Origin of the sequence: Cellulomonas humilata, from assembly GCF_013359775.1 — a bacterium.
GTDB classification, from domain to species: domain Bacteria; phylum Actinomycetota; class Actinomycetes; order Actinomycetales; family Cellulomonadaceae; genus Cellulomonas; species Cellulomonas humilata.
In genome coordinates, this window is record NZ_JABMCI010000060.1 from 204,834 (window position 1) to 227,536 (window position 22,703).

Annotated in this window: 18 protein-coding genes; 6 read left to right on the plus strand and 12 right to left on the minus strand. The window is 72.3% G+C overall.

The window, feature by feature from the left end; genetic code table 11:
* Positions 1–132: 132 nt before the first annotated feature.
* Positions 133–2,613 (plus strand): glycogen/starch/alpha-glucan family phosphorylase, encoded by a 2,481-nt coding sequence (locus tag HP550_RS08570; protein ID WP_175347234.1) that lies wholly within the window; start codon positions 133–135, stop codon positions 2,611–2,613.
* 59 nt (positions 2,614–2,672) lie between these two features.
* A complete protein-coding gene (locus tag HP550_RS08575) occupies positions 2,673–3,092 on the plus strand; it encodes a DUF5997 family protein (protein WP_343048062.1) in 420 nt (139 codons plus the stop codon).
* Between the two features lie 7 nt (positions 3,093–3,099).
* Here HP550_RS08575 and HP550_RS08580 read toward each other — a convergent pair whose 3' ends face one another.
* The 4 genes from HP550_RS08580 to HP550_RS08595 all read right to left on the minus strand — a co-directional run bounded on the left by HP550_RS08580 (position 3,100) and on the right by HP550_RS08595 (position 7,083).
* Positions 3,100–4,629: an APC family permease gene (locus tag HP550_RS08580; protein WP_175347236.1), complete on the minus strand. Its 1,530-nt coding sequence runs from the start codon at positions 4,627–4,629 to the stop codon at positions 3,100–3,102.
* Positions 4,630–4,805: 176 nt separating this feature from the next.
* The gene (locus HP550_RS08585; protein WP_175347238.1) at positions 4,806–5,555 is read right to left on the minus strand and encodes a LysR family substrate-binding domain-containing protein; all 750 of its coding nucleotides are present in this window, start codon (positions 5,553–5,555) and stop codon (positions 4,806–4,808) included.
* The gene (gene trmB, locus HP550_RS08590; protein WP_175347240.1) at positions 5,552–6,292 is read right to left on the minus strand and encodes a tRNA (guanosine(46)-N7)-methyltransferase TrmB; all 741 of its coding nucleotides are present in this window, start codon (positions 6,290–6,292) and stop codon (positions 5,552–5,554) included. Before trmB ends, HP550_RS08585 begins: the two co-directional genes overlap by 4 nt.
* A gap of 11 nt (positions 6,293–6,303) precedes the next feature.
* The gene (locus HP550_RS08595) at positions 6,304–7,083 is read right to left on the minus strand and encodes a VOC family protein (RefSeq protein ID WP_175347242.1); all 780 of its coding nucleotides are present in this window, start codon (positions 7,081–7,083) and stop codon (positions 6,304–6,306) included.
* Between the two features lie 102 nt (positions 7,084–7,185).
* On the opposite strand from HP550_RS08595, the gene HP550_RS08600 reads away from it, so the two are divergent.
* A complete protein-coding gene (locus HP550_RS08600; RefSeq protein WP_175347244.1) occupies positions 7,186–8,181 on the plus strand; it encodes a cation diffusion facilitator family transporter in 996 nt (331 codons plus the stop codon).
* A 1-nt stretch (position 8,182) separates the two neighbouring features.
* Positions 8,183–9,469 carry an ion channel protein gene (locus tag HP550_RS08605; protein WP_343048063.1) on the plus strand — a complete coding sequence of 429 codons (1,287 nt, stop codon included), beginning with the start codon at positions 8,183–8,185 and terminating at the stop codon, positions 9,467–9,469.
* On the opposite strand, the gene HP550_RS08610 is transcribed toward HP550_RS08605, so the two are convergent.
* The gene (locus tag HP550_RS08610; RefSeq protein WP_175347246.1) at positions 9,441–10,373 is read right to left on the minus strand and encodes an alpha/beta hydrolase; all 933 of its coding nucleotides are present in this window, start codon (positions 10,371–10,373) and stop codon (positions 9,441–9,443) included. The two genes, HP550_RS08605 and HP550_RS08610, sit on opposite strands and share 29 nt — an antisense overlap.
* Positions 10,374–10,483: 110 nt before the next feature.
* Here HP550_RS08610 and clpB point away from each other — a divergent pair, with 110 nt between their 5' ends.
* A complete protein-coding gene (clpB, locus tag HP550_RS08615) occupies positions 10,484–13,105 on the plus strand; it encodes an ATP-dependent chaperone ClpB (protein WP_175347247.1) in 2,622 nt (873 codons plus the stop codon).
* Between the two features lie 57 nt (positions 13,106–13,162).
* Here the strand turns inward: clpB and HP550_RS08620 are convergent, their stop codons facing one another.
* Together HP550_RS08620 and HP550_RS08625 are read right to left on the minus strand one after the other, a co-directional pair.
* Positions 13,163–14,872, minus strand: a complete 1,710-nt coding sequence (locus HP550_RS08620) for a glycoside hydrolase family 3 protein (RefSeq protein WP_175347249.1) — start codon at positions 14,870–14,872, stop codon at positions 13,163–13,165.
* Positions 14,872–16,161, minus strand: coding sequence for an MFS transporter (locus HP550_RS08625; RefSeq protein WP_175347251.1), 1,290 nt, complete (start codon positions 16,159–16,161; stop codon positions 14,872–14,874). The genes HP550_RS08620 and HP550_RS08625 overlap by 1 nt, the downstream gene beginning before the upstream one ends.
* 144 nt (positions 16,162–16,305) lie before the next feature.
* Here HP550_RS08625 and HP550_RS08630 point away from each other — a divergent pair, with 144 nt between their 5' ends.
* On the plus strand, positions 16,306–16,929 hold the full coding sequence (locus tag HP550_RS08630; RefSeq protein WP_175347253.1) for a TetR/AcrR family transcriptional regulator: 624 nt from the start codon (positions 16,306–16,308) through the stop codon (positions 16,927–16,929).
* A gap of 93 nt (positions 16,930–17,022) precedes the next feature.
* On the opposite strand, the gene HP550_RS08635 is transcribed toward HP550_RS08630, so the two are convergent.
* From HP550_RS08635 to HP550_RS08655, 5 genes are all read right to left on the minus strand, one after another.
* Positions 17,023–17,586 carry a hypothetical protein gene (locus tag HP550_RS08635; RefSeq protein WP_175347254.1) on the minus strand — a complete coding sequence of 188 codons (564 nt, stop codon included), beginning with the start codon at positions 17,584–17,586 and terminating at the stop codon, positions 17,023–17,025.
* A 104-nt stretch (positions 17,587–17,690) separates the two neighbouring features.
* On the minus strand, positions 17,691–19,928 hold the full coding sequence (locus HP550_RS08640; RefSeq protein ID WP_175347257.1) for an aryl-beta-d-glycosidase: 2,238 nt from the start codon (positions 19,926–19,928) through the stop codon (positions 17,691–17,693).
* Between the two features lie 72 nt (positions 19,929–20,000).
* Complete coding sequence (locus HP550_RS08645) at positions 20,001–20,597, minus strand: DUF4190 domain-containing protein (protein ID WP_175347340.1); 597 nt, start codon at positions 20,595–20,597, stop codon at positions 20,001–20,003.
* 71 nt (positions 20,598–20,668) lie between these two features.
* Complete coding sequence (locus HP550_RS23210; RefSeq protein ID WP_210767813.1) at positions 20,669–21,841, minus strand: DUF4190 domain-containing protein; 1,173 nt, start codon at positions 21,839–21,841, stop codon at positions 20,669–20,671.
* A 52-nt stretch (positions 21,842–21,893) separates the two neighbouring features.
* Positions 21,894–22,685 carry an exodeoxyribonuclease III gene (locus HP550_RS08655; RefSeq protein ID WP_175347259.1) on the minus strand — a complete coding sequence of 264 codons (792 nt, stop codon included), beginning with the start codon at positions 22,683–22,685 and terminating at the stop codon, positions 21,894–21,896.
* Positions 22,686–22,703: the final 18 nt, after the last annotated feature.

Here is a 22,703-nt window from a genome sequence, read left to right on the forward strand (position 1 = left end):
CTCGGCGACGCTGCGACCTGGGACTCAGCCTAGAGACACGCCGCACGCGCCCGCCAGGGTGTGACGCGACCGATTGTTACGACTGATCGCACGGCTCGGTCCTTCGCCGGGACGCCCGCTACCGTGGCTCGCGTGACGGAGAACTCGACACCCACGCCCATCGCCACGCCCGAGCACACGGTCGACGGTTTTGTCCGGGAGTTCCTGCGGGAGCTGAACTTCGGGCAGGGCACCGACCTGACGCGCGCGTCGGTCAACGACAAGTACCTGGCGATGGCCCGCACGGTGCGGCACTACCTGATGGTCCGGTGGCTGGCCACGCTGCGTCGGCAGTTCCAGATCCAGGCGAAGTCCGTCGCCTACCTGTCCGCGGAGTTCCTGCTCGGCCGGCAGCTCGACAACGCGCTGCTCGCCGCGGACCTCGACGAGGTGGTCGAGGAAGGGCTGGCGTCCCTGGGCATCGACCTGGCGGAGCTGCGCGAGGCGGAGGTCGAGCCGGGTCTGGGCAACGGCGGTCTCGGCCGGCTCGCGGCGTGCTTCATCGACTCGCTCGCGACGATGAACGTCCCCTGCATCGGCTACGGGATCCGGTACGAGTACGGCATCTTCCGCCAGACGTTCGTCGACGGCTGGCAGGTGGAGAAGCCCGACAACTGGCTGGCGCTGGGTTCGCCGTGGGAGTTCCCGCACCCGGAGTCGGCCGTCACCGTCGACTTCGGCGGGCACACCGAGAAGCAGATCGACGCGGCCGGCGTCGAGCGCACCACCTGGGTGCCGGGCTGGAGCGTCCTCGGCGTCCCCTACAACTACATGGTCCCCGGGTTCGAGAACGGCCGCGTGAACACGCTGCGGCTGTGGAGCGCGCGGGCGACGCGGGCGTTCGACCTGGAGATCTTCAACGCGGGCGACTACGCCCAGGCGGTCCGGGCCCAGACGTTCGCGGAGAACATCTCCAAGGTGCTCTATCCGGAGGACTCCACGCCGCAGGGCAAGGAGCTGCGCCTCCAGCAGCAGTACTTCTTCGTCGCGTGCTCGATCCGCGACTTCCTGGACCAGGTGCTCCCGCACGACTTCGACCTGCACCGGCTGCCGGACCGGATCATCTTCCAGCTCAACGACACCCACCCCGTCATCGCCATCCCGGAGCTCATGCGGATCCTGGTCGACGAGAAGGGCTGGGACTGGGACGACGCCTGGGCCACCACCCAGAAGTGCTTCGCGTACACCTGTCACACGCTGCTGCCGGAGGCCCTCGAGGTCTGGCCCGTGGACCTGCTGGGCAAGCTGCTGCCCCGCCACCTCGAGATCATCTACCGGATCAACGAGGACTTCATGGCCGAGCTCCGGGAGGCCTACCCGGACGACGAGCTGCGGGTGCGCCGGATGTCGATCATCGCCGAGTACCCCGAGCGGGCCGTGCGGATGGCGTACCTGGCCACCGTCGCGGGCTCGAAGGTGAACGGCGTCGCGGCGCTGCACTCGCAGCTGCTCAAGGACAAGGTGCTGCACGACTTCTCCGACTACTTCCCGGACAAGTTCATCAACGTCACCAACGGTGTCACGCCCCGCCGGTTCGTCCGGTTGGCCAACCCAGGGCTGTCCGAGCTGGTCACCGCGGCCATCGGCGACGGCTGGGTGACCGACCTGGAGCGGCTGAAGGAGCTGGAGCCGCTGGCCGAGGACGCCGAGTTCCGACGGGCGTTCCGCGAGGTCAAGCGCGCGAACAAGCTCCGGCTGGTCGACGTGCTCCAGGAGCGCGACGGCATCGTGATCGACCCGGACACCATGCTGGACGTGATGGTCAAGCGTCTGCACGAGTACAAGCGGCAGACCCTCAAGCTCCTGCACGTGGTCACCCTGTACGACCAGGTGCGGTCCGGCGCCGTGCGGATCGAGGACGTCACGCCGCGCACGTTCGCGTTCGGGGCCAAGGCGGCTCCGGGCTACAAGATGGCGAAGCAGACCATCGGCCTCATCAACGCCGTCGGCCGCACCATCAACAACGACCCCGCGCTCCAGGGCCGGCTCACCGTGGCGTTCCCCGCCAACTACAACGTCACGCTCGCGGAGAAGCTCATCCCCGCGGCGGACCTGTCGGAGCAGATCTCGCTGGCCGGCAAGGAGGCGTCCGGCACGGGCAACATGAAGTTCGCGCTCAACGGTGCCCTGACCATCGGCACCGACGACGGCGCGAACGTCGAGATCCGCGAGCTCGTGGGCGACGACAACTTCTTCCTGTTCGGGCTGCTCGAGCCGGAGGTCGCGGAGATCGTCGACCGCGGCTACCACCCGACGTCCTACTACGAGCAGAACCGCTCGCTGCGGCACGCGCTCGACCTGATCGCGTCCGGGGTGTTCTCCGACGGCGACCGGACGACGTTCGAGCCCATCGTGTCCAACCTGCTGTCGGAGGACCGGTTCCTGGTCCTGGCCGACTACCAGGCGTACATCGACGCGCAGGCCCGGGTCGACGAGGCCTACGCGGACACCGAGGCGTGGACGCGGTCGGCCGTGCTCAACGTGGCGCGGTCCGGCTTCTTCTCCTCCGACCGGTCCATGCGCGACTACATCGACCGCATCTGGGGCACGCACCCGGTACCGCCGGAGCGCTGACCGGCCTCCGCAGGGCACCGCTGGGACGCGGTGCCCTGCGGCCTCGCTACCCTTGACGCGTGACACCCGCGAAGAAGTCCCAGGAGATGAAGGCGTCGACCGCCGCCGCCAAGCTCGACGTGTACCTGCCGGCCACGCCGGAGGACTTCCAGAATCGGATGATCACGCGCGACGAGCTGACCGAGCTCCAGCGCACACCCCCGCAGTGGCTGGTGGACCTGCGCCGCGACGGGCCGCACCCGCGCAGCGTCATCGCCGGCCGGCTGCGCATCTCGATCGGCGGGCTGGCCCGCGGCGGGATCACGGACCCGCTGACCACCGAGGAGATCGAAGCGCTCCAGGCCGAGCCGCCCAACTGGCTGGTCCGCGAGCGCGAGATCGCCGCGCAGGTGCGCCTGGAGGAGCGGCTCCAGGAGTCGCGCGAGGCGGACCGCAAGGCCGATGCGGACCGGAAGGCCGCCGCAGCCCGCGAGAGCTGACCCTCGGTCAGAGCCCTCCGCGCGGGGGCTCGAAGTCGGGCACGAGCACGGGGGTGTCGCGGTTGAGCGACTCACCGCGGAAGTACGGCCGCAGGGACAGCCTCGCGGCGCACGCGACCATCAGCGGTACCCCGAGGGCCAGCATCCCGACGCCGATGATGAACACCCCGCCGACGCCGCCGAAGCTCGTGTACCCGTAGTCGGGGTCGAGCATGTCCCGCGCCGAGATGCCGAACGCCCACACCATCCCGGCGCCGCCCAGCAGCGGGAACAGGCCGCGCAGGAAGAAGTTCCGGGTGCTGCGGAAGATCGACCGCCAGAAGTACACGACGCACGCGAACGCGGTGACGGCGTAGTAGAACGCCACGGCGAGGCCCAGGGACGCGATCGAGTCGAACAGGGCGTCCTCGCTGAGCAGCTTGAGCACGATGTAGAAGGCGCCGGCGGTGATCCCCATGACGAGGGTGGAGAACGACGGCGTCTTGAACACGGGGTGCACACGCGCGAACTGCCCGGGCACCGCCTTGTAGACGGCCATCGCCAGGGTGCCGCGGGCCGTCGGCAGGATCGTCGTCTGCGTGGACGCCGTGGCGGACACCGCGATGACCAGCAGCAGGATGAACGCCATCACGGGTCCCAGCAGCGGACCGCCGAGCACCGTGACGACGTCGTCGATGTTGGCCTCGTTGTTCAGGCCGATCCCCGTGGTGCCGAACCCCGCGAACGCCTGCACGGCGACCGCGACCAGGCAGTAGGTGACCAGCAGGATCACGGTGGCCAGCACTGCGGCGCGCCCGGGCGTGCGGGCGAGGTCCTTGGTCTCCTCGTTGATGGCCAGGCACGCATCCCAGCCCCAGTAGATGAAGATGCACAGGATCACGGCGGCGGCGATGGCCGACGACGACAGGCCGGCCGGGCTGAACCAGGACCACTGCGGGAGCACGGCCTGCGGTCCGGCGGTGCCGCCGTAGACCTTCCAGAGCGCCAGGATGCTCAGGCTCCCGAGCACGATGAACTGGAACACGACGAGCACGTTCTGCAGCCGCTCGCTCACCAGGATGCCGCGGTAGCTCACCCAGGTCATGGCCGCGATGAAGCCGACGCCGATGATCAGGACCGCGATGCGGTTCTCGGCCACCTCGTCGAGGCCGAACGCCCGCAGGAAGTAGACGGCGGCCACCTCGGCGACGTTGGCCAGCACGATGATCCCGGAGACCGCCAGGCCCCAGCCGCCGAGCCAGCCGACCCACGGACCGAGCGCCTTGGCGCCCCAGGTGAACGTGGTCCCGCAGTCCGGCATGACCGAGTTGAGCTCGCGGTACGCGATCGCGACGAGCAGCATCGGCACGAACGCGATGAGGAACATGGCGGGGGACTTCTCGCCGACCGCCAGCACCACGTAGCCGAGCGTGGCAGCCAGCGAGTACGCGGGTGCCGTGGAGGCGAGGCCGATGACGGTGTTGCCCCACAGGCCGAGGGTGCCGGAGCTCAGGCCTTTCGCCGGTGCGGGGGACTCGTCGGTCAGGGCGCTGCTCATCGGACCTCCCGGCTCGCGTCGTCGCGGTACCCCCGAAGCCGGACATTACTCCCGCGGGCCCCGGGGTCGGCCGTTATCCGGACAAGTCGCCGCGCCCGACGGCCGACGAGAACAACGTGGGTGGCGTCAAGGCGCGACGAAGCGGCACCCACGCTGTTCTCGCGGCGCGATGGTGGTCAGCGGGGGCGGGGCTTGCGGGTGCGGGGGGTGGCGGAGCCCTTGGCCGACGACTTGCGGCCCGTCGCGGCCTTGCCGGACGTGCCCTTGCCCGTCGCGCTCCCGCCCGAGCCCTTGCCGCGGGGGGTCGGTGGGGTCGGTTCCGGGGCCGGGGCGCCCCGGCCGCGCGACGAGGTCGCGGTGCGGCCGCGGACGATGCCGATGAACTCCTCGGTCAGGTCGTCGTACCGGTCGGTGACCCATGCCAGGCCGACCGCGGAGCCGGGCGCGTCCCGGACGACCCGCGCGACCAGGCCGCGGCGCTGGTGCAGGCGCCCGAGCGACTGCGGCAGGACGAGCACCCCGACGCCGGCGGCGACGAGCTCGACCGCGTCGGCCGTCGTCGGGACGGGGTCGCCGGCGAAACGTGTACCGGGGGCGTCGGCCCAGTGCAGCTGGTCGTCCAGCGGCACGACGAGCAGCTCGTCGTCGAGGTCCGCGGCGTCGATCTCCTCGACCACGCTGAACACGTGGTCCTTAGGCACGACGACCACCGTGGACTCTGTGTACAGCGGCATGGTCGACAGGTCGTCGCCGGCCGCGGGCAGGCGGACCAGGGCGACGTCCGCGCCGCCGGAGCGCAGGAGCGGGACGGCCTCGTCGGGCGACGCGTGCACCAGCTCGACCGGCACGTCCCGCAGCCGCTCCGCCCACACGCGCAGCCAGCGGTCCGGGTTGACGCCGGGGACGAGCAGGATGCGGAACGTCATCGAACCCTCCGGAACACCAGGTCGCGGACCTCGTGGCCCAGGTCGAGGCCGCGTCGCTCGAACTTGGTGACCGGCCGGTACGGCGGGCGGGGGACGAACGCGTCCACGGTGTTCTCGAGGGAGGGGTCGGCCGTGAGGACCTCGAGCATGGCGTCCGCGTAGTCCACCCAGTCGGTGGCGCAGTGCAGCGTGCCGCCCACGCGCAGCCGCGACAGCAGGAGCCCGACGTGCGCGGGCTGCACCAGTCGGCGCTTGTGGTGCTTGGCCTTGGGCCACGGGTCGGGGAAGAACACGTGCACGGCGTCGAGCGACTGCTCCGGCAGCGTCGTGCGCACGAGGTCGAGGGCGTCGCCGTGGGCGATCCGCACGTTGGTGAGGCCGGCGCGGTCGATCAGGACGAGCAGGTTGGCGACGCCCGGCAGGTGCGCCTCGACCGCCAGGTAGTCGCGCGACGGGTCGGCGGCGGCCATCGCCGCGGTGGTCTCGCCCATCCCCGACCCGATCTCCAGCACCACCGGGGCCGACCGGCCGAAGAGCGTGACGGTGTCCAGGGCGCCGTCGGGCAGCTGCGGCGCCGGCGAGCCCGCGTCGTGCACCGAGAACCCGTAGCGCGGCCAGAGGGTGCGCAGCGCGTCCTCGCGCTCCTGGCTCAGGGGTGCGCGGCGCGGGTGGAACGTGCGCAGCGGCTCGTGCGGCCGCGACGCCAGGTGCCGGAACGCGTCGGACGGGAGGCTCACGGGGGTCCAGCCTAGGCGTCGGTCGCGGGCCCCATCAGCGCGAAGACCTCACCGAACGGCCCGGAGACGATCGCCATGCGCCCGAACGCGGTGTCGGTCGGCGGGCTGACGACGGTGCCGCCCAGGTCGCCGACGCGCGAGGCGGCGGCATCGGTGTCCGGCACCCCGAAGTAGAGGGTCCAGGCGGCGGGCGCGTCCGAGGCCTGGGCGCCGTAGCCGCCCACCCCCGCCACGGGCGAGCCGCCGACGGACACCGACGCGTAGGCGAACCCCGGGGCGCTGAGGTCCTCGACGTCGTAGCCGAACACCCGCTGGTAGAACGCGACGGCACCGGGCTGGTCGTGCACCATGACCTCGGACCAGACGACCGAGCCGGGCTCCTCGACGACGTCCCAGCCGGTGTGCGAGCCGGGCTGCCAGACCCCGAAGGCGGCCCCGGCGGCGTCGACGAAGATGCCCATGGAGCCGAGGTCCATGACCGGCATCGGCGGCACGACCTCCCGGCCGCCCGCGTCGGCGATGGCGGTGGCGGTGGCGGCGAGGTCCTCGGTGGCCAGGTAGACGCACCAGGCCGGTGGCTGCGCGGGATCGTCGCCCATCGGCTCGCCGAGCCCGACCACGCGGCGCCCGTCGACGAACGCCTGCGTGTACGCGCCGACCTCGGGACCACCGACCTCGAACTCCCAGCCGAACAGCGGACCGTAGAAGGCGCGGGCGGCGGCGAGGTCCGGCACCGTGATGTCGGCCCACGTCGGGGTGCCGGTGGGCCAGGCGTCGAGGTGGGTGGTCATGCGCTCACCCAACACCCCCGCCGGGGTGGCCGCACGCGGGCGACCAGCGCGAACGCGGCCCGTGGGGGAGACATCACCCGGTGCCTGTGCTAGTCACGTGTCATGGCACACCCCGCTGCGGGCGACCCCGCGGAGACCCCGGTCGCGGTGGTGTCCCCTGCGGGGTCGACCCAGGACGCGCACGGCGAGAGCACGCTCACCGTCGTCGTCGCGTTCGGGGCCAACCTGCTCATCGCCGTCGCCAAGACGATCGCCGCCGTGATGACCGGGGCGGCGTCGATGCTGGCGGAGGCGGCGCACTCGTGGGCCGACGCCGGCAACGAGGTGTTCCTGCTCATCGCGCAGCGCCGCGCCGCACGGGCGCCGGACCCGAGCCACCCGCTCGGCTACGGCCGCGAGGTGTACGTCTGGTCGCTGTTCGCCGCGATCGGGCTGTTCGCGGTGGGCGCCGGGGTGTCGATCACGCACGGGATCCAGGAGCTCATCCACCCGGAGCCGGCCAGCAACTTCGGCATCGCGTACATCGTCCTCGGGGTCTCGGCGGTGCTCGAGGGGATCTCGTTCGTGCAGGCGTCGCGCCAGGTGAAGAGCGCGGCGGCGCGGCAGGACCGGGACGTCCTCGAGCACGTGCTGGAGACGTCTGACCCGACCGTGCGCGCGGTGTTCTTCGAGGACGCGGCCGCGCTGGTCGGCATCCTCATCGCGACCGTCGGCATCGCGCTGCACCAGGTGACGGGCTCGGCTATCCCCGACGCGGTGGGCTCGATCCTGGTCGGGGTGCTGCTGGCCGTGGTCGCCGTGGTGCTCATCGACCGCAACCGGCGGTTCCTCGTCGGCCAGGCCGTGGACCCGAGGCTCCAGGGCGCGGCCGTCCGGGCGCTGCTGGAGCTCCCGGAGATCGACCGGGTCACCGAGCTGCGGCTCGAGTTCGTGGGGGCGCGGCAGATCTACCTGGTGGGTGCGGTCGACCTCGCGGGCAACATGGCCGAGGACGACGCCTCGCACGTGCTCGCGTCGCTGGAGCGGCGGATCTCGGCGACGCCCGCCGTGGTCGGCGCGACGCTCTCCCTGTCCGAGCCTCAGGACCCGGGCCTCTGACGTGGCGACCGACCAGGAGCCTGTGGACCAGGACCCGTTCCGGGTCCCCGTCCTGGACCTGCTGCGGCTCGCCGTGCCCGCGGCGGTCGTCGGCATCGGCTGCGCGCTCACGCTCTACGCGCTCAGCCGGCTGGCCGGACTGCTCGAGGGCTGGATCTGGGACGACCTCAGCGCGGCGCTCGGCGTGGACCGGAACTCAGCGCTCTGGATCATCGGGGTGCTCACCGCGACCGGGCTGCTCATCGGGCTCGTCGTCCGGTACGTGCCGGGGCACGCGGGTCCGGACCCGGCGACACAGGAGCTGGTCGCCGCGCCGCTGGGTCTGCGCGTGCTGCCGGGGCTGGCGCTCGCCCTGGTGCTCATGCTCGCGGGCGGCGTGAGCCTCGGGCCGGAGAACCCGATCATCGGGATCAACGTGGGACTGGCGGTCGCCCTCGGGCTGCGCTTCCTACCGAAGGTCAAGGCGAACGTGTGGCTGGCCATCGCGGTGTCCGGCACGATCGGCGCGATGTTCGGCACGCCCGTCGCGGCCGCGCTGCTGCTCTCGGAGCTCGATGCGGGCGACCGTCGGATCCCACTGTGGGACCGGCTGTTCGCGCCGCTCGTCGCGGCGACCGCCGGGGCGCTCACCATGCTGCAGCTGGAGGACCTGGACCTGTCCGTGCAGGTCCCCGCGTACACCTACGGCGGGCTGGAGGACCTGGGCTATGCGATCGCCATCGCCGTCGGCGCCGCCGCGGTGGGCCTCGTCGCCGTGTACCTGTTCGTGCCGATGCACCGGCTGTTCCAGCGGATCGGCCACCCGGTGCTCATGCTCACGGCCGGGGGCCTGCTGCTGGGCCTGCTCGGCGCGCTCGGCGGAGAGGTGACCCTGTTCAAGGGGCTGTCGCAGATGCAGGAGCTGCCCGGGCTGGCCGCCACGACGACCGCCCTCGGGTTCCTGGCCATGGCCGGCATCAAGCTGGCCGCCCTGCTCGTGGCCGCCACCTCCGGGTTCCGCGGCGGACGCATCTTCCCGGCGCTGTTCGTCGGCGTGGCGCTCGGGTTCGCGGTGCACTCGGCGTGGGACGCCGTGCCCCTGGCGCTCGCGGTCGGGGCGGCCGTGGTCGGGATCGTCGTCGCGGCCACGCGCAACGGCTGGCTCAGCCTGTTCATGGCGGTCGCCGTGGTGCCGCAGGTGTCGCTGCTGGTCGGGTTGGTGCTCGCCACGCTCGCGGCCTGGCTGGTGGTCACCAACCGGCCGCCGCTGCTGGACCCGGTCAGCCCAGACGCGCGTCCAGGAAGCTGAGCACCTCGGCGACGTAGGTGTCGCGGGCGGGTGCGGGGGACAGGGCCAGGTCGTGGGTGCCGCCGGGGACCTCGACGTAGGTGACGTCCGGGCCGAGGTTCGGGGCGAGGCGCTTCATGTCCGCGACGTCCAGCACCGAGTCGGTGGTCAGCAGGGCGTCGTGCCAGACGTCGTCCGGGCCGGACGCGTCGGACGCCAGCACCAGCACGGGGACGTCGATGTCCAGCCCGCGGGCGACGCGCGCGTGGCCGCGGCGCACGGTGCGGCCGAACCCGGCGCGCGCGGGGAACCCGTCGAGCGGCTTCCACGCGAGGTCGTAGGACCACTCGCCGCCGGTGCCCTCGTGCAGCGCTCGGCCGTAGTACGGACCGATCCCGTCGACGACGAGGTCGGGGGCGACCTTCCCGACGCCGTCCAGCACGCGCGTGACCACCGTGCGCTTGAACCAGGAGCCGCGCAGGTCGAGCCATGGGCTGTTCAGCACGAGCGCGTCGATGAGGTGCTCCCCGCGGCGGGAGTCGGCCCACAGGGACGTGACGAGCCCGCCCATCGAGTGGCCGAGCAGGACGACCTCGTCGTGGTCGGCGCGGATGATCCGGATCGCGGTGTCGATCTCCTCGGCGAACGCGCCCAGGTCGGTGACGTGGTTGGGCGGCCGACCGTCGCGGATGGACCGGCCGTAGTCGCGCAGGTCGAGCGCATAGACGTCGTACCCGCGGGCGGCCATCGCGTCGGCGAACTGGGTCTGGAAGAAGTAGTCGACGAACCCGTGCACGTAGAGCAGGGCGCGCCGGCTGGGTGAGCCGGTGCGATGGACCAGGGTGGCGACGGGGTCAGGGGTCCGGCCGTCGGGGCGCAGGGTCAGCGTCTGCGCGGTCCAGCCCGGGAGCACGTCATCGTCCATGGCGTGATCGTGCCACGCGCGGTCGTCCCGGGTGGCTCGCAGACTTGAGCGGAATAGACTCAACTCTGGCCGCGGTTGCGAAGAGCAGACTCGACACACAAGGAGGTCACGTGGACGCCAAGTTCACCACCCGGTCCCAGGAGGCCCTGGGCGACGCCATCCAGCAGGCGTCGGCCGCCGGCAACCCGCAGCTCGAGCCCGCGCACCTGCTCAACGCGCTCCTCCAGCAGGAGGGCGGCGTGGCCAACGGGCTGCTCGACGCGGTCGGTGCCGACCGCGGGGCGCTCGGTCGCGCGGTCCGCGGCATGCTGGTGAACCTGCCGTCCAGCAGCGGCTCCACCGTCGCGCAGCCGACGGCGTCGCGCGCCACGTCGACCGCGCTCGAGGCCGCCTCGTCCGAGGCCCGCTCGCTCGGCGACGACTACGTCTCGACCGAGCACCTCCTGCTCGGCCTGGCCACCGGTCAGTCCGGGGTGGCCGACGCGCTGCGCGCGCAGGGTGCGTCCCGCGACGCGCTCGCCGCCGCGCTACCCGCCGTCCGTGGCGCCGCGCGGGTCACGACGCCCAACCCGGAGGGCACCTACAAGGCGCTCGAGCAGTACGGCATGGACCTCACGCAGCGCGCCCGCGACGGCAAGCTCGACCCGGTGATCGGCCGCGACGCCGAGATCCGCCGCGTCGTGCAGGTGCTCTCCCGGCGCACCAAGAACAACCCCGTGCTCATCGGGGAGCCCGGCGTCGGCAAGACCGCGGTCGTCGAGGGGCTTGCCCAGCGGATCGTCGCCGGGGACGTGCCCGAGTCGCTGCGCGGCAAGAAGCTGGTGGCGCTCGACCTGGCCGCGATGGTGGCCGGCGCCAAGTACCGCGGCGAGTTCGAGGAGCGGCTCAAGGCCGTGCTGGCGGAGATCACCGGGTCGAACGGCGAGGTCGTCACGTTCATCGACGAGCTGCACACCGTGGTCGGTGCGGGCGCCGGGTCCGAGGGCGCCATGGACGCGGGCAACATGCTCAAGCCCATGCTCGCGCGCGGGGAGCTGCGCCTGGTGGGTGCGACGACGCTCGACGAGTACCGCGAGCGCATCGAGAAGGACCCGGCGCTCGAGCGGCGGTTCCAGCAGGTGTTCGTCGGTGAGCCGTCCGTCGAGGACACCGTGGCCATCCTGCGCGGGCTCAAGGAGCGGTACGAGGCGCACCACAAGGTCACCATCGCCGACTCCGCCCTGGTCGCGGCGGCCGCGCTGTCCGACCGGTACATCACCGGCCGCCAGCTGCCCGACAAGGCCATCGACCTGGTCGACGAGGCCGCGTCGCGCCTGCGCATGGAGCTCGACTCGTCGCCCATCGAGATCGACGAGCTGCAGCGCGCGGTGACCCGGCTCGAGATGGAGGAGGTCGTGCTCAGCGAGTCCGACGACCCCGCGTCGAAGGACCGCCTCGAGCGGCTGCGCAAGGACCTGGCCGACCGGCGCGAGGACCTGGCGTCCCTGACCGCGCGGTGGGAGAAGGAGAAGGCGGGGCACAACCTGGTCGGCGACCTCAAGGCCCGGCTGGACTCGCTGCGCTCGGACGCCGAGCGGCTGCTGCGCGAGGGCGACCTGGCCGGTGCAGCCCGCATCCAGTACGGCGAGCTGCCCGCGCTCCAGGAGCAGATCGCGGATGCCGAGGCCGACGAGGCCTCGATCGACGCCGCCCCCGACGGGCCGCCGATGATTGCCGAGAAGGTGGGTCCCGACGAGGTCGCCGAGGTGGTCGCGCAGTGGACCGGCATCCCCGCCGGCCGGCTGCTGGAGGGCGAGACGGCCAAGCTGCTGCGGATGGAGGACGTGCTCGGCGAGCGGCTGATCGGGCAGCGCCCTGCGGTCGCCGCGGTGTCGGACGCGGTCCGGCGTGCACGCGCGGGCGTCTCCGACCCCGACCGGCCCACGGGCTCGTTCCTGTTCCTCGGTCCCACCGGCGTCGGCAAGACCGAGCTGGCCAAGGCGCTCGCGGACTTCCTGTTCGACGACGAGCGCGCCATGGTCCGCATCGACATGTCCGAGTACTCGCAAAAGCACTCGGTGGCCCGACTCGTCGGCGCTCCTCCGGGGTACGTCGGCTACGAGGAGGGCGGTCAGCTGACGGAGGCCGTCCGGCGCCGGCCGTACTCGGTGGTCCTGCTCGACGAGGTGGAGAAGGCGCACCCCGAGGTGTTCGACGTGCTGCTCCAGGTGCTCGACGACGGCCGCCTCACCGACGGCCAGGGGCGCACGGTCGACTTCCGCAACGTGATCCTGGTGCTCACGTCGAACCTCGGCTCGCAGTTCCTGGTGGACCCGCTGCTGTCCGACGACCAGAAGCGCGAGGCGGTCATGTCCGCCGTGCGGACCGCGTTCAAGCCGGAGTTCCTCAACCGGCTCGACGACGTGGTGCTCTTCGACCCGCTGTCGCTGGAGGAGCTCGGGCACATCGTGGAGCTCCAGGTGGCCGCCCTGGGCCGCCGTCTGAAGGACCGCCGGCTCACGCTCGAGGTCTCGCCGAGCGCGCGCGAGTGGCTGGCGATCGAGGGCTACGACCCCGCTTACGGCGCCCGTCCGCTGCGGCGGCTGGTGCAGCGCGAGATCGGCGACCGGCTGGCCCGGCAGATCCTCGCGGGCGAGATCAAGGACGGGGACACGGTCGTCGTCGACCGAGGCGATTCGGGGCTGGTGGTTGCGTCGGCCCGCACCGGTGCGCATCCGGAGTGGGTCGGCTGACCTCGTGTGAAGACTTCGTTGCGCTGGACGCGACGAAGTCTTCACACGAGTGCGGCTTCAGACGGTGAGGCCGTGGCCGAACCGGAAGAGCGGGTCGGCGGTGTCGAACGGGACGTCCTCGCGGGACGCCTCGACGGCGGCCATCGACCGGGGCAGGTCGAACGGGAGCCTCCCGCGCGCGGCCCCGCGGAGCGCGTCCAGCAGCGGACCGGTCCCGGCGCCGAAGTTCACGACGACCGCCGCGGCCCCCTCCACCAGCGGCGTGAGGATCGCCGGCCGGTCCAGGTAGACGTCGAGGATGGTCGGCACCTGCGCGCTGATCGCGTTGACGCGCTCGATCTCGGCGGCCGGGAAGTCCAGTGAGCCGGCGTGGAAGAACGACTCGAACCCGGGACCGCGCTGCTCGTAGGGCGCCTGGAGCCGCAGGATCGCGACGTCGGCGTCGGCCGGGTCGTGCACGGTGCCCTCGAACCCCTCGGCGTAGATCCGCAGGCCGGGGGCCAGAGGCAGGATGCCGTCGTTGGTCAGGACGGTCACCGCCGCGGCCTGGGCCGAGACGCCGGCGGCGCGGAACTCGTCCGAACCGACGATCGCAGCCGCCGCGTCGACATCCACGTACCGCCGCTCGTCGAACAGGCCCAGCAGGAACTTCTCCCGGAGCAGCCGGCGCACCGAGGCGTCGACGCGCTCCTGCGTGATCCGGCCCTGCTGCACGAGCGACACCACGACCTCCGGGCATGCCTCGCCGCCCAGCTGGTCGCCGCCGGCGTCGAGGATGAGCGCCACGCGGTCCTCGACCGACAGGTGCTCGACGCCCCACGCCCGCGCGGGGAACGGCTGCCCGAACGCCTCGGCGTCGGTCACCAGACCCCAGTCGGTGCAGATGATCCCGTCGAAGCCGAGGTCGTCCCGGAGCAGGTCGAGCACCGGCTTGTTGAAGCCGAACCCGACCTCGGGGATGCCCTCCAGCCCGACCGGCATGCCGTAGTACGGCATCATCTGCCGCGTCCCTGCTGCCAGGAGCGCCTTGAACGGCTCGAGGTGCTCGGCGAACCGCCCGCCGGGGTACACCTGCTCGCGTCCGTAGGCGAAGTGCGGGTCCTCGCCGTCCTTCTGCGGCCCACCGCCGGGGAAGTGCTTGGTCATCGTCGACACGCTGTCCGCGCCGAACACCGGACCCTGGAACCCGCGCACGTACGCGGCTCCCATCTGCCCGGTCAGGGTCGCGTCCTCGCCGAACGTGCCGTTGGCTCGCGCCCAGCGGGGTTCGGTGGCCAGGTCGACCTGGGGGTGCAGGGCGGTGCGCAGACCGACCGCGAGGTACTCCTGGCGCGCGATGTCCGCGTGCTGTTCCATGAGCGCCACGTCGCGCGTCGCCGCCAGCCCGAGCGTCTCCGGCCACTGCGAGAACGGGCCCGAGAGCAGGGCGGTCCCGGGGTTGTCCGTGAACCCGTGCCGGGGGTCGGTGGCGATCGTCGCCGGGATGCCGAGCCGCGTCTCGTGGCACAGCGCCTGGAGGCGGTTGTGCCACTCGGCGATCTCGCGGGCGTCGCCGGGGACGCCCAGCAGGTTCCAGTGCGTCATGTGCTTGCCGAGGACGTACTCCTTGGCGGACGGCAGGCCGAACACCGCGTCGCTCTCGTCCAGCGGACCGCTGGTGATCATGTGCTGGAACAGCTGGCCGGCCTTCTCCTCGAGCGTCATCCGCCCGAGCAGGTCGTCGACGCGCTCGTCGACGGGGCGCGTCGGGTCCTCGTACTCGCGCATCAGCGGACGCCCTTGATCTTGTAGACCAGCGCGGCGCCGGCCAGCGCGACGAGCGCGCCGAACAGGTACCAGGTGGGGTACTGCCCGATCGGCAGGTGGGCGCCGACGGCGAGGATCGCCGGGGCCATCGCGGGGGCGAGCGACTGCGGCAGGGCGTTGGCGATGTTGAGCACGCCGAGGTCCTTGGCGGTGTCGTCCTTGCTGGGCAGCACCTGCGTGGCCAGCGCGATGTCGACGGAGAAGAAGGCGCCGGCGCCGAGCCCGATGATGGCCTGCCCGACGACGACCATCGCAATCGACGGCGCGAACGCGAGCACCACCAGGCCGACCGCCATGATCGCCCCGGCGGTTGCGACGAACGGGCGGCGCTTGCCGAACCGGTCGGACAGGATGCCGCCGATGGGGCTGGAGATCACCATGCCGATCACCGAGGCGAACGTCGCCGTGAGGATGACGCCCGTGGCGTCCTGCTCGGACAGCTCGAACCGGCCGATCAGGTAGTACGGCAGGAACGTCGCGATGCCCGCGTAGCCGAACATCACCATGAACTTGGTCAGCCAGGTCCAGCCGAAGTCGGGGTGCTTGCGGGGGTTGAAGACGAACGAGCCGAAGAACTGCCCGGCGGTGAACCTCTGTGCGGGCGCCTCGTGCAGCCGTCGGTCGCGCAGCACGGCGGCGAGCAGGAGCGAGAAGAGCAGGCCGAGGGCGGCCGGGACCAGGAACCGGGTGGCGTCGGCGGAGATCCGGTTGACGATCACGCTGCCGAGCAGGATGGCCAGCGGCAGCGCCATGCCGACCAGGCCGGACACCTTGCCGCGGCGCTCGACGGGCACCTGGTCCGGAATGGTCGCGTTGGCGGCGGCGAGCACGGCGTTGAACCCGGCCTGGGCCACGCACCAGCCGACCAGCACGAGCGCGACCGACTGGGCGGTGCCGACGACCACGAGGGCCGCGGTGCCGACGAGCGCGCCGCCGATGATCCACGGCCGACGCATGCCGAGCCGGCTGGTGGTGCGGTCCGACAGGCGACCGGCCAGCGGGTTGCAGATCAGGGCAAACAGCGCGCCGATGCCCATGACCATGCCGAGGGTGGCCGGTGCCGCTTCGGCGCCGACGAGGTGGTCGATCTTGAACGCCATGGACACCATCACCGGCGTCAGCAGGGCGACGTAGACGCCCAGGTTGGCGAAGCTGAGGGCGGGCAGGTAGCTCCGCGGCTCGCGTGCGGTCGTGCTCGGTGCCGGGGGCGCCGCGCTCGTGAGCGGGGCCTGGGGCTGCGAGAGGGCCATGTCGACTCCTGTGTCTGACAGCGGGCCGGACCGTCTTTGAATCCCGACCACATGGTAAGCAGGAAGTTACCACGTGGTCGGGATTGGTGGAAGTGGCCTCTTACCATCTGGTCGGAATTGGCGTCTGCGTGACATCCTGGCGCCATGACGACGCAGGCTCCTGTCTCGACCGCGCGCTCCGCCGGCTATGCCAAGGGCCGCGCCACCCGCGAGGAGATCCTCGACGCGGCGATGCTGCTGTTCGGCGAGGTCGGCTACCACACGGCCTCCTTGCGCGAGGTGGCCTCGCGCGTCGGCATCTCCCACCCGGGCCTGCTGCACCACTTCTCCAGCAAGGCCGTGCTGCTCGCGGCGGTCCTCGCGCGTCGCGACGAGGTGGACGAGGCGGCGTTCCAGGCCGACCTCGACGCGGGGCACGACTACTTCGAGGCCCTCGCGCTGCTCATCGAGCGCAACGCGGCCCGCCCCGGGATCGTCGAGCTGTTCGCGACCCTGTCCGCGGAGGCCACCTCGCCCGAGCACCCGGGGCACGCGTTCTTCCAGGAGCGCTACCGCACGGTCGTCGAGTTGACGACGGCCGAGTTCGAGCGTCGCCGCGACGAGGGTCGGCTGCGACCGGGCATCGACCCGCACACCGCCGCCCGGCTCGCCGTCGCGGTGATGGACGGCATGCAGATCCAGTGGTTGCTCGCCGCCGACACCCCCGACGACCGTCCCGACATGGCGGCCGCCCTGCGCGCCCAGTTCGCGGCGCTCCTGACCGACTGAGCTACGCGAGTTCGTGAGTTCGCGTCGACTTCGTGAGCTGCAACGCCCGAACTCGACGCGAACTCACGAACTCGGCGCCTGCGGGGTGGCTCGTCAGAGGTCGGCCGGGTCGACGCCGTCCACCAGGTCCGACCAGAACGGGACCCGGAGCGTCGCGTCCGGGAGTGGGACCGGCGACGACCGGCCGAGGAGCTCGCGCTCCAGGTAGTCCGCGAGGTCGGAGCCGTAGTGGATGACGTCCGTCTGGTAAATCGAGAAGACCGGCGTTCCCGGCGCCGCGGGAGCGCCCGGCAGGTACCGGTGGGAGTACACGGGGATCATCGTCGGGACCGCGGCGAGGTGCGTGCGGGCCGCCGACTCGCGCTCGTCGACCGGACGCGGACCCCACGATGCCGGCCAGAAGTCGTTCTCGACGACGTCGACGACGACCCCGTCGACCGGCCAGGCCAGCTGCTCGCGCAGGGACGACTCGTCCTCGTCGAGCCAGTCCGGCCAGCGGTCGCCGACCGGGACGGCGAGCGTCAGCAGCGCGCGGTGGTCGGCGCAGAACGTGAACCCGAACCGCCGCTCGACGTCGGCGACCTCGTCGGCGCTCAGCCCAGGGTCCAGCCAGACTCCGGCGGCGTCCAACCGTGCGAGCACCGCGTCCAGGTCCATCGCACGAGTGTCCCAGGTCGACCCCGAGCGACGAGAGCGGCAGTCCGCGACGAGCGCGGCAGTCCCGACTGCCGCGCTCGTCGCAGAGTGCCGATCTCGAGCGGTCAGCCGGCGGCGACCTTGGCCACCAGCGTGTCCAGCGTCTCGCGGTCGAAGCCCGAGAGGCCGAAGTCGGCGATCACCTTGGCCGGCATCTGCTGGATCATCGCCTGCATCGTCTCGTCGAGCGGGCCCAGGTCGGCCGGCGGTACCAGCGCAGCAGACAGCAGCGGACCGCCGACCGGGTGCGCCAGCCACTCCTCGATCGTGGACATCGGCGTGAGCTCGCCCCAGAGCGGCTCGCCCTCGATCTCCAGCGACACCGAGCCGCGCAGGTCACGCGACGACGCGCCGACCTCGACGACGAACTCGCCGCCCTCGACCACCCAGCGGTGCAGGCCGGGGTGCCAGTACGACAGGTCGCGGGCGCCCAGGGTGAACGCCACCGCGCGGGACTCGCCCGGATCGAGCGCGACCTTGGCGAACGCCTTGAGCTCGCGCGTCGGACGCAGGACGGCGGCCTCGGGGTCGCGGACGTACACCTGGACCACCTCGGCGCCGGCCACGGACCCGGTGTTGGTGATCGTGGCGGTCACGGTGACGTCGGTGCCGTCGGCGGTCGCCGTCACGTCGGAGTAGTCGAACGTCGTGTACGACAGCCCGTGACCGAACGCGTAGGCGACGTCCACCGCGCGGGTGTCGTACCAGCGGTAGCCCACCAGCACGCCCTCGCCGTAGCGGACGACGCCTGCCTCGCCGGGGAAGTTGCCGAACGCGGGGGTGTCCTCGATGCGGTGGGGGATCGTCTCGGTGAGCTTGCCGGACGGGGAGCGGACGCCGAGCAGCAGGTCCGCGACGGCCGAGCCGCCCGCCTGCCCGCCGAGCCAGGTCTCCAGGATCGCCGGGGCGAGGTCGCGCCAGTCGGTCACGCTCACCGCGGACCCGTTGGCCAGCACGACGACGACCCGCGGGTTGACCTCCGCGACCGCGCGCAGGACGGCCACCTGGTTGTCGGGGAGCCCGAGGCGGGGGCGGTCGTAGCCCTCGGACTCGTCGGGACCCGGCAGGCCGAGGAACGCCACGACGGTCTCCGCGCCGCGCGCCACCTCCACCGCTCCGGCGAGCAGGGCCGCGTCGTCACCGTCCGGGCCGCCCGCGATGGTGAAGCCCGGGGCGAACTCGAGCTCGCCGACCGCCCGCAGCGCGTCCAGGGGCGAGTCGAGCCGCGTCGGGTTGACCTGCGACGAGCCGGCGCCCTGGTAGCGGGGGGTGCGGGCGAACTCGCCGATCACCGCGACGCCCTCGGTCGAGGCCAGGGGCAGCAGTCCGCCGTCGTTCTTCAGCAGCACGGACCCGGCGGCCGCCGCCTCGCGGGCCAGCTCGTGGTGGGCGTCGACGTCGAACGAGTCGTCCGCCTCGATCCCGGGCAGCGACCTGGCGATCAGGTCGAGCACCCGGCGCGCGGCCACGTCGAGCACGGCCTCGTCCAGCGAGCCGTCGCGCACGGCGGCCACGACCTCCTCGTCGGGACGGGGGCCGGCGGCGGGCATCTGGAGATCCAGGCCGGCGGCGAGCGCCGGGACGCGGTCGTGCACGGCGCCCCAGTCGGACACCACGAGCCCCTCGAACGCCCACTCGTCGCGCAGGATCTCGGTGAGCAGCCAGTGGTTCTCGGACGCGTACGTGCCGTTGACCTTGTTGTACGCGCACATCACGGTCCACGGCTGGGCGTTCTTCACCACGCGCTCGAAGGCCGGCAGGTAGACCTCGCGCAGGGTGCGCTCGTCGACCTCGGCGGACACGCGCATGCGGTCCGACTCCTGGTTGTTGGCCGCGAAGTGCTTGAGCGACGTGCCGACGCCTTGGCTCTGGATGCCGCGGACGATCGCGGTGCCCAGCTCGCCGGCGACCACCGGGTCCTCCGAGACGTACTCGAAGTTGCGACCGCACAGCGGGGTCCGCTTGATGTTCACGCCGGGGCCCAGCAGCACGGCCACGTCGTTGGCGCGGGTCTCGCGGCCGAGCGCCTCGCCGACGCGGGTGACCAGCTCGACGTCCCACGACGAGCCCAGGGCGGCCGCGGTGGGGAAGCACGTGGCCGGGACGGAGTTCCCCAGCCCGAGGTGGTCGGCCTCCTCGGGCTGCTTGCGCAGGCCGTGCGGGCCGTCGGTGACCATGACCGCGGGGACGCCTGCGCGCTCGACGCCCTGCGTGTGCCAGAAGTCGGAGCCGGACGTCAGCGACGCCTTCTCCTCCAGGGTCAGCTGAGCCAGGACGCGTTCGACGTCGAAGACCTGCGTCATCGCGGGGTACCTCCTCGTTGGGGTTCGTTGCCCGCCACCCTACCCCAATTCTTACCACGTGGTAAGAGTCTGTCAGGGGACCTCGGCCGAACCGTCGAGGAACGAGCCCGTCACGCCGCCGCCGTCGACGACCGCCAGGCACAGCCCGACCCGGTCGCCGTCCGCCCAGGAACGCTCGGTCGGCGACCACGTCACCGTCCGCACCCCGGCCTCGATCTCGGCGTCGTCCAGCACGCACGCGCGAGCGACCCGGGCGTCCGCCGCCTGCTGCCCGGGCCAGACGGCGTTCGCCGCGAACGAGTACTCGGTGACCACCTGGGCCTCGTGCGGCTCCGCACAGGGGACCACGCGGACCGAGCCGACCGGGCCGTCCGCCGGGAGCGACGCGAGGCAGTTGCCGGTGACCAGCTGCTGCGCCCGGGCGTCGCGGGCCGCGGGCACGTCGGCCGGCAGCGGGCGCGTGCCCAGCGCGGTGAGCACCACGGCGGTCACCCCGACCGCCAGGGCCACCGTGCCGAGGACGCCGAGGACCGCCCCCGCGATCGCGAGGCCGCGCCCGCGCGTGCGTCGCGACGCGATCCGGCGGAGCGCGATGATCGCGAGCACGAGTGCGACCGGCCCGAGCCCGACCAGGCCCGCGACCAGCGACCAGACGGCCGACGGTTCCAGCCGCGGACGCGGGGGTGTCCACCCGGGGGCGTAGTGCGGCTCCGGGTAGGCGTACTGCTCGACGGGACCGCTCAGGAGGACGTCCCCGCTGCGGCCGGCTGGAGGGTGCCCGCGGTGGCCGACCCCGTCATGCCTGCCTCGTCGCCGTAGTACACGCAGTAGGCGGACGTCGAGCCGGCGGCGAAGTCGTCGGGGTGCGGGTAGTACAGCTCGATGCTGCCGTTCGAGAAGTAGTCGGGCAGGAGGCCCTCGGTCAGCTGGTCGCACTCGTCCCAGGCGTCGTTGTACGCCGAGTCGAACTCGTCGGCGCTGTCCAGGCTCACCGGCGCGGTCATCGTGATCAGCCCGACCACCTCGGCCTCGTGCGGGACGGCGCAGTCGACGGGCTCGGTGTCGGCCATGTCGTACTCCCACGAGTACGTGGTGAGGCACGAGCCGGCGGTGAGGTCGGTGCGCAGCGTGTAGTCGGGCAGCTGGGAGTCCGTGTCCGTGCTGCCGTCGCCGGTGCCCTGCTCGCTGCCCTCCTCGATACCCTCCTGGACCTGGTCCCAGAAGCCGGACGAGCCGGCGGAGCTGCCGATGAGCGCGACGATGAACACGATGTACGCGATGATCGCGAGCAGCCACAGGATGCCGACCGCGCCGATGACGATGCCCGCGATGGCCCACCCGCGACCCGCCTTGCCGTTGACCGCGATGCGCCGGAGCGCGGCGATGCCCAGCCCGAGCCCGACCGGACCGGACAGGCCGCCCAGGAAGAGCAGCCCGACGGTGCTGGTGACGAACGACGCGATCGCCATGCCCTCGGTGGGCGGCGTGACGTACTGCTGCCCGTACCCGTACGGCTGGGCGCCGTAGGGCGGTGCTCCGAACTGGGGCGCTCCGTACTGCGGTGCTCCGTACTGCGGCGCGGGCGCTCCGTACTGCGGTGCCCCGTACTGGGGCGCGGGCGCTCCGTACTGAGGCGCTCCGTACTGCGGCGCGCCGTACGCGGGCGCGGGGTCGGCGGTGCCGGGCTGCTGGCCGTACGGGGTCGACGCGGGTGCCCCGTACGGGGACGCGGCCGCGGGGGTCTCGCCGTAGGGGAGGGGCTGCGTGGTCTCGCTGACGGGTGTGCGGACGGCCTCGTACCCGCTCGGCGGCACGGCCCCGTACCCGCTGGGCGGCTCGGCGGACGTGGGTGCGGGGTCCGGTGGGGCGTAGGGGTCGGGAACCGGAGCCGGCCCCCCAGGCTCGTTGCTCATGCGCGCAACCTAGCCCAACGGGGCCCCTCGACGGCCGGTGTTGCCACCGACATCACCCGGCGATCTCGAGCACCACCGGCACGTGGTCGGACGGCGCCTTCCCCTTGCGTTCGTTGCGCTCGATGCTCACCCCGGTCACCCGGGCGGCCAGCGCCGGCGTCGCGTACGTGAGATCGATGCGCATGCCCTCGTTCCGGGGGAACCGGAGCTGCTGGTAGTCCCAGTACGTGTAGGTGTGCTCGGCCGGCTGGTGGACGCGCGACACCTCGGTGTACCCGGCCTCGGCGATGGCCCTGAACGCGTCCCGCTCTGCCGGGGACACGTGCGTGCGACCGGCGAAGAAGCCGATGTCCCACACGTCGGTGTCCAGCGGCGCGATGTTCCAGTCGCCGACGAGGGCGACCTGCGCCTGCGCGTCGGCGGCGAGCCAGCCCTGCGCGGCGTCGCGCAGCCGGGCCAGCCAGTCGAGCTTGTACGCGTAGTGCGGGTCCTCGAGCTCCCGACCGTTGGGCACGTACAGGCTCCACACCCGCACGCCGCCGCACGTCGCACCGATCGCCCGGGCCTCCGCCGCCGCGGGGTCCCCCCACGTGGGCATCCCGGGGAAGCCGACCTCGACGTCCTCGATGCCGACCTTGGAGACGATCGCGACGCCGTTCCACTGGCTGAACCCGGTGGTCGCCACCTGGTACCCGAGCGCCTCGAAGCCCTCGCGCGGGAACTGCTCGTCCTTGCACTTGGTCTCCTGGAGAGCCAGGACGTCGACCCCCGTCCGCTCGAGGAAGGCGAGCGCCCGGTCGGTGCGGGCGCGGATCGAGTTGATGTTCCAGGTGGCCAGGCGCATGGGGCAGGACGCTACCCG